This is a genomic window from Pseudolactococcus chungangensis CAU 28 = DSM 22330 (assembly GCF_002441885.1).
In the GTDB taxonomy this organism is placed as follows: domain Bacteria; phylum Bacillota; class Bacilli; order Lactobacillales; family Streptococcaceae; genus Pseudolactococcus; species Pseudolactococcus chungangensis.
The window spans coordinates 145,161-158,157 of the sequence record NZ_JXJT01000001.1; the positions used below are offsets into that span (position 1 = coordinate 145,161).

At 40.0% G+C, this 12,997-nt stretch carries 14 protein-coding genes and 1 other RNA gene; 12 read left to right on the top strand and 3 right to left on the bottom strand.

Translation table 11 applies throughout. The features are described from left to right. The first annotated feature begins 135 nt into the window (after window positions 1-135). The 10 genes from RR45_RS00680 to RR45_RS00725 all read left to right on the top strand — a co-directional run bounded on the left by RR45_RS00680 (window position 136) and on the right by RR45_RS00725 (window position 8,725). Complete coding sequence (locus tag RR45_RS00680) at window positions 136-1,662, top strand: ABC transporter permease (RefSeq protein WP_072353537.1); 1,527 nt, start codon at window positions 136-138, stop codon at window positions 1,660-1,662. Window position 1,663: 1 nt separating this feature from the next. Then, entirely contained in the window at window positions 1,664-2,584 is a 921-nt protein-coding gene (gene oppC, locus RR45_RS00685) for an oligopeptide ABC transporter permease OppC (protein WP_031366217.1), read from the top strand. 16 nt (window positions 2,585-2,600) lie between these two features. Beyond that, window positions 2,601-3,659, top strand: coding sequence for an ABC transporter ATP-binding protein (locus RR45_RS00690; RefSeq protein WP_031366216.1), 1,059 nt, complete (start codon window positions 2,601-2,603; stop codon window positions 3,657-3,659). Window positions 3,660-3,661: 2 nt separating this feature from the next. Further along, window positions 3,662-4,585: an ATP-binding cassette domain-containing protein gene (locus RR45_RS00695; protein WP_031366215.1), complete on the top strand. Its 924-nt coding sequence runs from the start codon at window positions 3,662-3,664 to the stop codon at window positions 4,583-4,585. 192 nt (window positions 4,586-4,777) lie between these two features. After that, complete coding sequence (obgE, locus tag RR45_RS00700) at window positions 4,778-6,097, top strand: GTPase ObgE (protein ID WP_096823124.1); 1,320 nt, start codon at window positions 4,778-4,780, stop codon at window positions 6,095-6,097. Between the two features lie 86 nt (window positions 6,098-6,183). Further along, window positions 6,184-6,360 (top strand): hypothetical protein, encoded by a 177-nt coding sequence (locus RR45_RS11075; RefSeq protein ID WP_003137484.1) that lies wholly within the window; start codon window positions 6,184-6,186, stop codon window positions 6,358-6,360. After that, a complete protein-coding gene (locus RR45_RS00710) occupies window positions 6,357-7,343 on the top strand; it encodes a PhoH family protein (protein WP_031366213.1) in 987 nt (328 codons plus the stop codon). Before RR45_RS11075 ends, RR45_RS00710 begins: the two co-directional genes overlap by 4 nt. Further along, window positions 7,336-7,806 carry an HIT family protein gene (locus tag RR45_RS00715; protein ID WP_031366212.1) on the top strand — a complete coding sequence of 157 codons (471 nt, stop codon included), beginning with the start codon at window positions 7,336-7,338 and terminating at the stop codon, window positions 7,804-7,806. Before RR45_RS00710 ends, RR45_RS00715 begins: the two co-directional genes overlap by 8 nt. A 42-nt stretch (window positions 7,807-7,848) precedes the next feature. Continuing rightward, the gene (gene ybeY / locus RR45_RS00720) at window positions 7,849-8,340 is read left to right on the top strand and encodes an rRNA maturation RNase YbeY (protein WP_072353538.1); all 492 of its coding nucleotides are present in this window, start codon (window positions 7,849-7,851) and stop codon (window positions 8,338-8,340) included. Further along, on the top strand, window positions 8,324-8,725 hold the full coding sequence (locus RR45_RS00725) for a diacylglycerol kinase family protein (protein WP_031366210.1): 402 nt from the start codon (window positions 8,324-8,326) through the stop codon (window positions 8,723-8,725). The genes ybeY and RR45_RS00725 overlap by 17 nt, the downstream gene beginning before the upstream one ends. Before the next feature lie 2 nt (window positions 8,726-8,727). On the opposite strand, the gene RR45_RS00730 is transcribed toward RR45_RS00725, so the two are convergent. Beyond that, complete coding sequence (locus RR45_RS00730) at window positions 8,728-9,375, bottom strand: ComF family protein (RefSeq protein WP_031366209.1); 648 nt, start codon at window positions 9,373-9,375, stop codon at window positions 8,728-8,730. Next, a complete protein-coding gene (locus RR45_RS00735; RefSeq protein WP_031366208.1) occupies window positions 9,372-10,646 on the bottom strand; it encodes an ATP-dependent helicase ComFA in 1,275 nt (424 codons plus the stop codon). The genes RR45_RS00730 and RR45_RS00735 overlap by 4 nt, the downstream gene beginning before the upstream one ends. A 43-nt stretch (window positions 10,647-10,689) precedes the next feature. On the opposite strand from RR45_RS00735, the gene RR45_RS00740 reads away from it, so the two are divergent. Next, the gene (locus tag RR45_RS00740; RefSeq protein ID WP_031366207.1) at window positions 10,690-11,313 is read left to right on the top strand and encodes a YigZ family protein; all 624 of its coding nucleotides are present in this window, start codon (window positions 10,690-10,692) and stop codon (window positions 11,311-11,313) included. Between the two features lie 86 nt (window positions 11,314-11,399). Next, window positions 11,400-11,752: a transfer-messenger RNA gene (gene ssrA / locus RR45_RS00745) on the top strand. 129 nt (window positions 11,753-11,881) lie between these two features. Here the strand turns inward: ssrA and RR45_RS00750 are convergent. Further along, on the bottom strand, window positions 11,882-12,964 hold the full coding sequence (locus RR45_RS00750; protein WP_031366206.1) for a tyrosine-type recombinase/integrase: 1,083 nt from the start codon (window positions 12,962-12,964) through the stop codon (window positions 11,882-11,884). Window positions 12,965-12,997: the final 33 nt, after the last annotated feature.

Sequence of the window (12,997 nt, forward strand, 5' to 3'; positions counted from 1 at the left end):
CAAAGGTGAGACTAGATATTTCTGGTCTCAGTTTTGCGTTTAGAGAGACTATCTGAATTGTCCTTCTTGACTAGCTAGTTAACAATCAACTTAACGTAAGTATCTTAATTCTTAATATAGAACGGTTTGAAATAGATGAAAAAATATATCTTTTTTAGAGTGTTGCGAGCGCTGCTGTCCATCGTTATTGTGACAACAATTGTTTACGCACTCGTCTTTAGTTTGATTCCACGTCGTCAGATCTTTATATCAGACGAGCAATATGCCCGTGTTGCCGGTAAAGCTGACGCACGCCGTGAGTACGAAAATGCAGTCTTTGATCGTCAGGGTTATATTGACTACTTGAACCAAAAAGGTTTGGTCAATAAAGTCCAAAAAATTGATCCCAATTATGACGGCACTGACAGCAAAGCCAATCTACAAGCGGCTAAAAAATGGGCAAAATCTGCCAAGGGGGATTGGAAAATTGAGCAATTGCCAATTTCTAAAAAGATTTACGCCACGCGTGAAATTCCAATTTGGCAACGTGTCGGGAAGTTTTACGCTAACCTGATTCAGATTGATCATCCTTGGAAAATTCAAGATGAATCCAACCCTAATCTTAAGCGCTACATCAAATTCACTTGGGAAAAAGGTGGTGGTCCAGCCATCATTGGTTCAGGAACTGAGCATAAATACTTACTGTATTTTGATGGCACTTTTCCGTTCATCCACCAAAAATTTATTACGATTAATTTGGGACAATCTTATCCAACCTTTAGTGGTCGCTCAGTTGTTGACGTCTTAACCAGCGGTCAAGGTGAAACGGTAACACGTGAAATCACACTTGAAGATGGCAAGAAGATGAATACTTCTATGAACATTCATACAGCGACTTACCAAAGTCCTAAAAACCAAAGTGAACGTATGAAACGAATTTTCAAAGATGACTACACAAATGTGAAGAATTTTTATCAAGATCCATCTATGATTGGTAACTCAGCTAGAATTTCAATTATAGGGACAATTTTAGCTTATCTTTTTTCAACTTTCCTTGCAGTCTATCTTAGCCGTCATGCAGGTGGTATCATTGACCGTTTTGGCCTGATTTTCATCACTGCATTGATTGCCTTACCAAGTTTGGCGATTATCTATACAGATAGATTCCTGGGTTCGTTGATTGGGTTACCAGGTTCGTTTACAACATTAGGCGCAGGAAATGTGGGAACTTATGTCATGCCAACACTGATTATCGCGTTGATTTCCACGCCACCACTAACTATGTGGGCACGTCGTTATATGGTTGACCAGCAGTCGGCTGACTATATCAAGTTTGCACGTGCAAAAGGGTTATCAGAAAAAGAAATTTCGCGTAAGCATATCTTTAAAAATGCTGCGATTCCAGTTGTTAATGGTATTCCTGCGGCGATTGTCGCAGCAATCGCCAATGCGACAATGACTGAAACTATTTTCCTTATCCCTGGTCTTGGTAAAATGTTACCAGATTCGATTGCTGCCAATAACAGTCCAATGGTTGTAGGGATTACCTTCATTTTGACAACTCTAGCGGTCTTTGCGGTCTTGTTAGGTGATATCATCATGCAAATTATCGATCCACGAATTCAATTTGCAACGAAATCTAAAACAAAATCTAAAACAAAACTTGCGAAAGGAGAAAAGTAAGATGTCAGATAAAGAATTATTTTCGTTCGTCCCTGCCAAAGGAGACGAATCTGAAATCATCAGTGCACCACTTTACTCTTATTGGAAGAGTGTGGGACGCAAGTTCATTTCTTCAAAACTCGCAATTGCCATGCTTGTTTTATTGATTGCTTTACTCTTGATGAGTTTCATACAACCAATTTTTTCAGGTTATACAGTTATTAATTCAGGGAAAATTGATGACTTTAGCCTGCGTTATAACTATCCTAATTTTAGAGATTGGTTTGGAACGGATGCAACGGGTCAATCGCTCTTTGATGCTGTTTGGGCAGGTGCTAAGACATCTATTTCAATTGCCATGCTTGCAACACTCATCTCAACTTTTATCGGTGTCATTGTAGGGGCAGTTTGGGGCTTGTCAAAATCTATCGACAAGTTCATGATTGAAGTCTATAATGTCGTTAACAACGTCCCACAAGTTTTGGTTTTACTCGTTTTATCTTATGCGTTTGGATCAGGCTTCTGGAATTTGTTGTTTGCCATGTGTGTGACATCATGGGTCAGTATCGCCTATCAAATTCGTGTCCAAGTGATTATGTATCGTGACCGTGAGTACAATATTGCCTCTCGCACACTCGGTACAAAACCTGCGACAATGATTGGTAAAAATATTTTGCCATATCTTATCTCAGTTATTGTAACGATTATCAGTAACCAAATGCCAGTCTTTATCTCTTTGGAAGTTTTCCTTGGATTCTTAGGCGTTGGTTTGCCATCTGATACACCGTCACTTGGTCGTATCATCGCAGATTATACAGATAATATTACCAATCATGCTTATCTTTTCTGGATTCCAGTATTGATTCTCGGACTGGTGACTGTCTCACTTTATATCGTTGGTCAAACACTTGCTGATGCAAGTGACCCTCGTACGCACCAGTAGAAAGGAACCGTTTATTATGTCAAATAAAAAAGTTATCCTTTCTGCAAAGGATATTAGTGTTGAATTCCAAGTCCGCAATCGTACTTTGCGTGCAATTCGCAATATTTCAGTTGACTTACATGAGGGTGAAACCTTAGCACTCGTAGGTGAATCAGGCTCTGGTAAATCAGTTTTCACTAAAGTTTTCACGGGGATGTTAGAGACAAATGGTTCTGTTTCGACTGGAACAGTGACCTATGGTGATATGAATTTAACAAATTTGAAAACAAATGCCGAGTGGGAAAAAATTCGTGGTGGACAAATTTCGACAGTCTTTCAAGACCCGATGACATCACTCAATCCGATTAAAACAATCGGTAGCCAAATCTCTGAAACAATCATTAAACACCAAGGAAAATCATCTGAAGAAGCTAAGGCAATCGCCATTGATTTGATGAATCGTGTCGGTATTCCAGAAGCTGAAAAACGCTATGATGAGTATCCTTTCCAATATTCTGGTGGTATGCGTCAACGTATCGTTATTGCAATTGCTTTATCATCACGACCAAAAGTCTTGATTTGTGATGAGCCAACAACAGCTCTTGATGTGACAATTCAAGCACAAATCATCGCTTTGTTGAAGGAATTAAAAGAAGAATACGGCTTTGCCATGATTTTCATCACACATGACTTAGGTGTGGTGGCGTCAATTGCTGATAAAGTGGCAGTGATGTATTCTGGCGAAATCGTTGAGTATGGCACGGTTGAAGATATCTTCTATGACAGCCGTCATCCGTATACATGGGCTTTGCTCTCTAGCTTGCCACAGCTTGCAACAACTGAAAAACTTTACTCGATTGCTGGTACACCACCTTCTCTTTACTCTGAGATTAAAGGTGATGCCTTTGCACCTCGTAATCCAAAACCAATGGCAATTGACTTTGTTGAAATACCACCAAAATTCCCAGTTAGTGACACACATTGGGCAAAAACATGGTTGTTAGATGAACGTGCACCAGAGTTAACGAAACCAGAAGGTATTCAAGATTTACACGATAAAATGGTTAAAATTTACGCAAAAGAAGGAGGGGCTTAAAGATGGCTGAAAAATTATTAGAAATTAAAGACCTCTCGATTTCTTTTGGTGAAGGTAAGAACAAAAATATCGCAGTTAAAAATGCCAACTTTGATATCTATAAAGGTGAAACTTTCGCCCTTGTAGGAGAGTCTGGCTCTGGCAAAACAACCATTGGCCGTGCGATAATGGGCTTAAACAATATTGAAAACGGCGATATCATTTTTGACGGCAAAAAAATTAATACGAAATTGTCTGGTTCGGAAAAAGAAGAATTAACCAAAGATATTCAGATGATTTTCCAAGACCCTGCTGCCTCACTTAATGAGCGGGCAACCGTGGACTATGTTATCTCAGAAGGCTTGTACAACTATCATATGTACAAGGATGAAGCAGATAGAAAAGCAAAAGTAGAAGCCATGCTGAAAGAAGTTGGTTTACTGCCTGAGCATTTATCACGCTACCCGCATGAATTCTCAGGTGGTCAACGTCAACGTATCGGGATAGCACGTGCGCTTGTTATGGAACCACGTTTGGTCATCGCAGATGAGCCAATCTCAGCCCTAGATGTGTCAATTCGTGCCCAAGTACTTAATCTCTTGCAACGTTTGCAAGAAGAAAAAGGACTGACTTACCTCTTTGTTGCGCATGATTTGTCAGTTGTTCATTTCATCAGTAATAGAATTGCCGTGATTTATCATGGAGACATTGTAGAAATGGCTGAGACAGAGGAATTGTTTAACAACCCAATCCATCCTTACACGAAATCACTTTTATCTGCTGTACCAATTCCTGACCCAGCGCTTGAACGTCAGAAACAATTGATTGTCTATGATGATTCAATTCATGATTATGAGACAGACAAACCTAGTTTCCAAGAAATCAAACCAGGTCACTTTGTTTGGGCTAATACTGCTGAAGCAGAAAACTATAAAGCACAAGCATGATAAGCAAAAACAAAAACGAGCTGAGGCTTGTTTTTTGTTTGATAACACATTTAAATCTCAAGTATATGCCTCATATCAAGAGAAATAATAAGGAAACATAACTTAATGATAGAAGACGTGAGCGAAAGCTCGCGTTTTTTGTTATAATAGAAAATAACTATAGAGAAAAATACAGAAAATCAAGGTGACAAAATGTCAATGTTTTTAGATACAGCACGAATTGAAGTAAAAGCCGGAAAAGGTGGCGATGGCGCCGTTTCTTTCCGTCGAGAAAAATATGTACCAGATGGTGGACCTGCAGGTGGTGACGGTGGTCGTGGTGGCGATGTTATCTTCGTCGTAGACGAGGGTTTGCGTACCCTTATGGATTTCCGTTATAACCGCCATTTCAAAGCGAAACCAGGCGAAAAAGGCATGAATAAAGGGATGCACGGTCGCGGTTCAGAGGATTTGATTGTTAAAGTACCGCAAGGCACAACAGTCAAAGATTTCGAAACAGATAAGATTTTAGTCGATTTACTAGCACCAGGGCAAACCTTTACCGTGGCACATGGTGGTCGCGGTGGTCGTGGCAATATTCGCTTCGCGACTGCAAGAAATCCTGCACCTGAAATCGCTGAAAATGGTGAACCAGGTGAAGAACGGACATTGTTACTAGAACTTCGTGTTTTGGCAGATGTTGGTCTCGTAGGTTTTCCATCAGTTGGTAAATCAACTTTATTGAGTGTGATTTCAAACGCACGTCCAAAAATTGGTGCCTATCATTTTACGACCCTAGTCCCTAATATTGGGATGGTACGTGTTGGGGACGGCGAAAGCTTTGTCGTTGCAGATATGCCAGGTTTGATTGAAGGCGCTAGCCAAGGAATTGGTTTAGGAACACAGTTTTTGCGCCATATTGAGCGGACGCGCGTTTTGCTACACGTCATTGATATGAGTGGTATGGAAGGACGCGATCCATATGATGATTATGTAGCCATTAATGATGAGTTAGAAGGTTACAACCTGCGACTTATGGAACGGCCACAAATTATCGTTGCCAATAAAATGGATATGCCTGATGCAGAAGAAAATCTAGCTGAGTTTAAAGAAAAACTTTTCGCAAACTATGAAGAGTTTGAAGATAAACCACAAGTTTTTCCAGTTTCTGGTATTTCACGCCAAGGCTTACAGAACTTGCTTGAGGCAACAGCAGAACTATTAAGTGAAACACCTGAGTTTCCATTGTACGAAGATGCAGACTTTGCAGATGATAACAAAGAAGCCTACTATGGCTTTGATGAGGGCACTCGTGATTACGAGATTACGCGAGATGATGATGCCTCATGGATTTTATCTGGTGAGAAACTTGAAAAACTCTTTACCATGACGAACTTTGATCATGATGAGTCTGTCTTTAAATTTGCCCGCCAATTACGTGGGATGGGAATTGATGAGGATCTTCGTGGTCGTGGTGCCAAAGATGGTGATATTGTGAGAATTGGTAATTTCGAATTTGAGTTTGTGGATTAATGAGACACCTTTAAGTATAAAAACGAAACAGTTTAAATGCTTGAAGGTGTATAAAACACAGATAAGTATAATTTGGAGGTAGCAAGATGGGATTTAAAATTATCGGAAATCGAGATGCAGAAGGTAATTTTATCGCTTCTGCGGATGCTTGGCCACCAGAAAAAATAGCTGAGCTATTTGATAAATACAATCCCAATCGCAAATTGCGGTTGGCGCGCGAAGCAGCAGAAAAAGAAGATAAGAAAGAAGACAAAGCCATTTGAACTCTCTTGAAATCAAACTTAATCACCCTGACGATGGGGCAAATCTTTTCGGAGCTCAGGAAAAACACTTGAAATATCTGGAAGAGGCGATTGGTGTCACCATACATTTTCGTAGTGAAGTAGTTCAGGTGGTATCAGACTCCGACGAAAAAAATGAACTAACTCGTCTAGTTTTACAAGCTCTACTAGTCCTAGTTAGCCGTGGTCAGACTGTGAATACACCTGATGTTGTCACAGCTCTGACGATGGCACGAAATGGTGAAATCAATAAATTTATCGCCCTTTATGAAGAGGAAATTACCAAGGATAGCAATGGTAAACCAATTCGTGTTAAAACGTTAGGTCAAAAAATCTATGTTGAAGATATCTTGCACCATGATATTACATTTGGCATTGGACCAGCTGGAACGGGAAAAACTTATCTGGCTGTTGTTTTAGCGACCACTGCACTCCGTCGGGGGCAGGTCAAACGCATTATCGTTACACGCCCAGCAGTAGAAGCCGGAGAAAATCTTGGTTTCTTACCAGGTGATTTACAAGAAAAAGTCGATCCCTACTTGCGCCCAATTTATGATGCTTTGTATAGTGTTTTAGGTAAAGTAACAGTTGAGCGCATGCTAGAACGTGGCACGATAGAAATTGCTCCTTTAGCTTATATGCGGGGTCGAACTTTGGATGATGCCTTTGTCATTTTAGATGAGGCACAAAATACCACCACTATGCAAATGAAAATGTTTCTAACCCGGTTGGGCTTTAACTCTAAAATGGTTATCAATGGTGATATTAGTCAGATTGATTTACCGAAACACGCTAAGTCAGGTTTGATTGATGCCAAAGATAAACTCGCTAAAATTAAGCAAGTTTCTTTTGTCTATTTCTCTGCAAAAGATGTTGTCAGACACCCAGTTGTAGCTGAAATTATTCGAGCATATGAAGATGATGCACAAGAACAAGGACAATCGGAAGGAAGCCATTATGAGTGACTGGCGGGATAATCGTATTGCAGCGGCGCAACGTGGTGAAAATCCAATGGTGATGGTAGAGTTATCATCTGGCTTTGCTTGCATTGGGGATACGCAATTTTTAGAGGGTTATTGTGTGCTTTTACCCAAGCGCGAAGTATCTAGTTTAAATGATTTGACCTTAGCAGAGCGTAGTCAATTCTTGACAGACATGTCCTTGATTGGTGATGCTTTACTTTCTGAGACGGATAGTTTTCGGATTAATTACGATATTTTAGGGAATACAGATAATTATCTTCATGCCCACATTTTTCCACGTTATCAGTCAGAAGCACCAGAACGTTTGAAAAAGCCAGTTTGGCTTTATGATGAATCACATTGGTTTGATGATGCTTATGCGTACGATGCGCATAAACATGATGAACTTCGCTCAAAATTAACAGCTTATTTAAAAGATTTTGAACAGACCAAAGGGCGCATCTGATTTCACTTGTTAGAGAACAGACAGAGAAAGGAGTGGTTGAACATGTATATTGAGATGCTAGACAAAACAGGGCAAGTACCAGATGAGCTACAACAGGATACGATTAAGTTACTAAATTTTGCAGCTAATTTTATCCATTTACCTGAAAATAAAGAAATGGCCATTACGTATGTCTTGAATGATGAGATTCAGGTCATTAACCGTGAGTATAGAGGTAAAGATGTCCCCACGGATGTGGTCAGTTTAGAATATGAACCAGAAGACATTGCTTTTGGTGAAGATTTCGAAATGCCAGAAGAACTTCAGGCAGAGTTAGAAGACTTTGATAGTTTTATTGGTGAGCTTTATATCTCTATTGAAAAAGCGCAAGAACAGGCTGATAATTATGGTCATAGTTATGCGCGTGAGATGGGCTTTTTAGCGGTACATGGCTTTCTCCATATCAATGGCTACGACCACATGGTACCAGAAGACGAGAAAGTGATGTTTGCCTTACAGGAAGAGATTTTGACTGCTTATGGCCTTACGAGATAAAAATACAGAGAAAAAGTGGAAAAACCGAACGGTTTATGCCTCGCTCGAATTTGCCTTAACTGGGATTATCACTGCTTTTCGCGAGGAACGTAACTTACGTAAGCATGCCGTGAGTGCTAGTTTAGCTATCATTTTTGGTTTTGTCTTTAGGATTTCAAGGGTTGAGTGGCTATTTTTACTCTTGGCTATTTTTCTAGTTATTTTTGGAGAAATCATCAATTCAGCGATTGAAAATGTCGTTGATTTAGCAAGTGAGTATCACTTTTCTATGTTAGCAAAAAATGCCAAAGATATGGCAGCAGGAGCGGTCCTATTTATATCGCTATATGCTGTTATCGTTGGCATGATGATTTTTTTACCTAAAATTTGGTTGCTGATTTTTTAAATTCAGCGAAATAACGAAAAAGTTGAAACGTGGGCGCAGCCTGCGTTTTTTAATAGGCTCGCAGCGTGTCTGAGAGTTGCTCCGGTGGTGTAAATATCATCAATAATTACCAATTTATCAGGAATCTCCGCCTTGTCTTTCAGAGTGAATGGATTATCAGATGTCAGTCTCTCGGTTCGTGTTTTAAGAGATTGGTGGCTGGCTTCATTTTTGATTAATAGGTCAAGAAAAGGTAACTTAGCGCTGCTTAAAAAGCCAGCAACCTGATTGAACCCACGGGTTTGTAGACGCTCAGGTGATACGGGTATCGGTACGATGAGTTGTTTTTTTAGACTGCTTGTGAGTACAGTATTAAAAGCAGAGCGCAGTCTAAAATCACCCTGAAACTTATAGGTCTGAAAGTAAAATTTTGCAAACTCATTATAGTGGAAAATGGCACGATGTGGGATAGGATTGGTGACTTGTTGACAATCATTACAAGTACCTGTAATATCAGGTTTATAACAAATTTGACAATGTGTTTCTGAAATGACGTCAAATTGTGTCCAGCAATTCCGACAGACAGTTTCACGTGGTTTTCGAGACAAAAAAATATCCGAGAATTGAAATAGAGGTGCCAGTATATTGTGACACAACAAGCAATTGGTCATGTGAAGCCTCCCAATCGATTCATCTGGCGAATTTCGGATATCGCTCGTGTCATGTCTCTAGTCAAACCAGTATGAAAAAAGTAGACCAGACCTGTCGGTCGCTCAGGACTTCGCCCAGCACGCCCAGCAATCTGAATCAGACTAGATTTGGTAAACAGGCGATGCTCACTGTGGACAACAAAAACATCGACTTTAGGGAAAGTCACACCACGCTCCAAAATTGTGGTTGAGATTAAAATTGTGAGTTGGCCTTGTCGAAAGCGTTCAATTTTATCAACACGATCTTCACTAGTAGAGGCAACAAAGCCTATTCTCTCATCTGGGAAAAGACGGCACAAATGCTCAGAGAATAATTTCCCAAAGGTAATGACGGGCGCAAAAATGAGGAGCGGGAAACCTGTTTCACGCTGTTTTTTGATGTGACGGTAGATGAGTTTTTCACTGCCACTGAAGATGACTTTAGGGACAACGAGGGGGTTATCATGAAATCGGCGAGACAAAGAGACTTTTTCTAATTGACCCCGTTTGACTAGCTTGTCTAATTTATCCGTAGAAGTTGCAGTAAGATAAATCAAAGTTGAAGTCATTTTGCGAGACTGCTCAGCTGCAAAGTAAAGAGCATCATTATCAGCGAAGGGAAAGGCATCCACTTCGTCGATAATCAGCAAATCAAAGGCATGACGAAAACGCAGCAGTTGGTGGGTTGTAGAAATAACTAGTGGTGTTGGAAAGTAAGGCTCTGATTCAGCGTGCAAAAGAGAGATTGGTATGGAAAAATCACGAGATAGTCTGGTATGAAGTTCACGAGCGACATCGGTTCTGGGTGTTGCAATACCAACGGTACCACCACTTGATATGATCTTAGACACCGCTGCATAAATCATCTCAGTTTTACCAGCCCCAGTGACGGCATGGACTAAAATCTGGGATTTTTGGTCAATTGCAGTGATGAGCGCTCTGGAAACCTCTGCCTGATAAGGTGTGAGCTGGCCATTCCAGAGGAGGGTATCTTGGGGTGAAAAATTTTGCTGCGGTAGATGATAAAGCAGTTCATCAGACCGAACGCGTCCGAGCTGCAAACACTCAGGACAAAAATAAGCAGAAATCTCTAACTTGACAGTTTGGAGAAGAGAACTCGTGCCACACCGATTACAAATAGCACACTTGTTAGTGAGCGTCATACCTGGAAAAGTTACGGTATTTGCAGGTAGATGTTCAAAGTCATCGCCAAGTTCTTGTCGCGTCAGCAAGCGACCAAATAAGTTATTCATACTTTCTTATACGTAATCCAACAGAAAATGTTACAATATTTTTATGACGATTACGATAAAAAATGATTTTATATTTGAAGAAGAGATTAAAAAATCACGCTTTATTTGTCACCTCAAGCGCGTGACAAGTGAAGAAGAGGCGCGTGAGTTTATCACTTCAATCAAAAAACAGCACCATAAAGCCAATCATAATGTTTCGGCATTCACAATCGGTGAACATCAAGAAATTCAGCGCTCATCCGATGATGGCGAGCCTTCTGGGACAGCAGGTGTACCGATGTTAGACATCCTAAAAAAACGTGAACTGACCAACCTTGTGGCAGTCGTGACACGTTATTTTGGCGGTATTAAACTCGGCGCGGGAGGTCTGATTCGTGCTTATGCAGGTAGTGTCAATCACGCCATTGACGCCGTTGGGCTTGTCAAAATTGTCGAGCAGACGCAGCTAGACCTACACATGGATTACGGGCTTTTTGACAATGTTTCTAGGTATCTAGCAACTGCTGGTCTGGCTATCGCCGACTCAGTTTTCACGGATAGGGTTGTCATCTCTATCTTTGCGGATACAGCAGATATTGAGCAACTAAAACTTGACTTAATTGAGCAGTTTCATGGTAAGCTAGACCTAACTGTAGGCGATAAAAAACTTGTAGAAGTCGCTATTTAGTGCTATAATAGACTTCCAGGAGATCTCTTGCTAGACTTCTTGGAAGAAATCAGACAAAATGTGCTTGTCACATTGCTTTAGAATTCGGGGTCGTTCTGGATTCGACAGGTGTTGTCGCGTATGAGCTGCGATTAGTGAGGCGCCACTCTAAACCGCCGCAGATAAATATAACTGCTAAAAATACACAAACTTACGCAGTAGCTGCCTAAACCACAGCCTGCGTGCCTGACTTTCGCTCGCCTATGGCGATTTGATGGCCTAATTTAGTAGGATACGATTTGATGGTGTCTTGACATCAGAGAAGAGATTAAGAGACTCGCAAGCTAACTTTGTTCGAGGATTGTCTCGTTAGCTTGTTAAATTTAGACAGTCCCTATGATTGTAGACGCTGATATAGCAAGGCATTTGGACGTGGGTTCGACTCCCACCGGCTCCATTATTACTATTCACAAATATTCATAACTATCTAAAAGCCTTTAAAATAAGGGTTTTTATTTTTGTTTAATTCATATGTAATCATAACATTTCATAAAAAGGACACAACAAAGGACACAACTTTCATCGTGTCCTAGAAATCCACGTATTTAGAAAACTTCTCGCCAATATCATCAATGGCTTTTTGCGTAATGTGAGTATAGATGTTCATAGTTGTTTGTAAATCAGAGTGACCAAGTCTATGTTGGGCTTGTTTTAAAGTCATGCCTGATTCAAATATCAAGCTGGCATGTGTATGTCTAAATCCGTGTATTGTTATTTGTTTTAAATCGGAATCTTTTATTATTTGTAGCAGCCACTTTCTAGGTTTTGCTGGAGATAGAACACCGCCATTTTCAGATTCAAATATTAGTTTTCTATCAGGATATTCTTCACGTAAATTATCCAGTATTTCTATAGTCTTTCTATCCAAGCTGATAAGACGTTCAGATGCTCTATTTTTAGTCGTGCTGACCTCTAAACCAGATTCTGACCTAGATATCGCTTTATTTATTTCAAGTGTGTTATCGTGCAGATCAGACCATTCTAGCGCAAGCAGCTCACCTTTTCGTATACCAGTGAACGCAAGCACTCGGAATAGAGCTATTTTTTGAATATCGCCAGTCTTTTCAGCCAAAGACATGAATTTTTTTAACTCCTCGTGATCGTAGAAGTTTTTAACCTCTTTGCGTTCTCGCTTTATTTTTGGTGCTGATACGCTGTCAGCTGGGTTGGTGTCAATATACCCAAGTCTTATACCGTAATTGAACACACTTCGAACAAATCCTAATAGCTTTCTTCCGAATTTGAGTTTGTTACTCCATTCATTTTGAAATTCCTGTATCATTCTTGGAGTGATATCTTTTATTTTTTTATTCCCTAAATCTGGCAAAATATGATTTTTGAATTGCCTATCTGTTTTGTAGTAAGTGGAATCAATTACACTTTTTTCATACTCAGAGAGCCATTTCTTGTATAGGTTTTCAAATGAAATATCCGTTTTTTCTTCTGGTTTTTCTAGCTCGCTTTGTAGCTTAAATATCGCTTTTCTGGCATCTGATTTAGTTTTAAACCCACGCTTTCTGGTAAACTTGCTTCTTCCATTCTCTTTTCCGACGTATATTTCAAAGGAATATGCGGTCGTACCGTCTTTTTTCTTGTATGATTTTATTTCCATACGTCTAATCTCCTTATTTTGTGGTAAAATAAA

Coding starts and splice junctions, on each gene's coding strand:
- ybeY (WP_072353538.1), top strand. CDS start 7,849: ATGTATATTGAGATGCTAGACAAAACAGGGCAAGTACCAGATGAGCTA.
- RR45_RS00695 (WP_031366215.1), top strand. CDS start 3,662: ATGGCTGAAAAATTATTAGAAATTAAAGACCTCTCGATTTCTTTTGGT.
- RR45_RS00680 (WP_072353537.1), top strand. CDS start 136: ATGAAAAAATATATCTTTTTTAGAGTGTTGCGAGCGCTGCTGTCCATC.
- RR45_RS00730 (WP_031366209.1), bottom strand. CDS start 9,375: ATGACCAATTGCTTGTTGTGTCACAATATACTGGCACCTCTATTTCAA.
- RR45_RS00690 (WP_031366216.1), top strand. CDS start 2,601: ATGTCAAATAAAAAAGTTATCCTTTCTGCAAAGGATATTAGTGTTGAA.
- obgE (WP_096823124.1), top strand. CDS start 4,778: ATGTCAATGTTTTTAGATACAGCACGAATTGAAGTAAAAGCCGGAAAA.
- RR45_RS00735 (WP_031366208.1), bottom strand. CDS start 10,646: ATGAATAACTTATTTGGTCGCTTGCTGACGCGACAAGAACTTGGCGAT.
- oppC (WP_031366217.1), top strand. CDS start 1,664: ATGTCAGATAAAGAATTATTTTCGTTCGTCCCTGCCAAAGGAGACGAA.
- RR45_RS00750 (WP_031366206.1), bottom strand. CDS start 12,964: ATGGAAATAAAATCATACAAGAAAAAAGACGGTACGACCGCATATTCC.
- RR45_RS00740 (WP_031366207.1), top strand. CDS start 10,690: ATGACGATTACGATAAAAAATGATTTTATATTTGAAGAAGAGATTAAA.
- RR45_RS00715 (WP_031366212.1), top strand. CDS start 7,336: ATGAGTGACTGGCGGGATAATCGTATTGCAGCGGCGCAACGTGGTGAA.
- RR45_RS11075 (WP_003137484.1), top strand. CDS start 6,184: ATGGGATTTAAAATTATCGGAAATCGAGATGCAGAAGGTAATTTTATC.
- RR45_RS00725 (WP_031366210.1), top strand. CDS start 8,324: ATGGCCTTACGAGATAAAAATACAGAGAAAAAGTGGAAAAACCGAACG.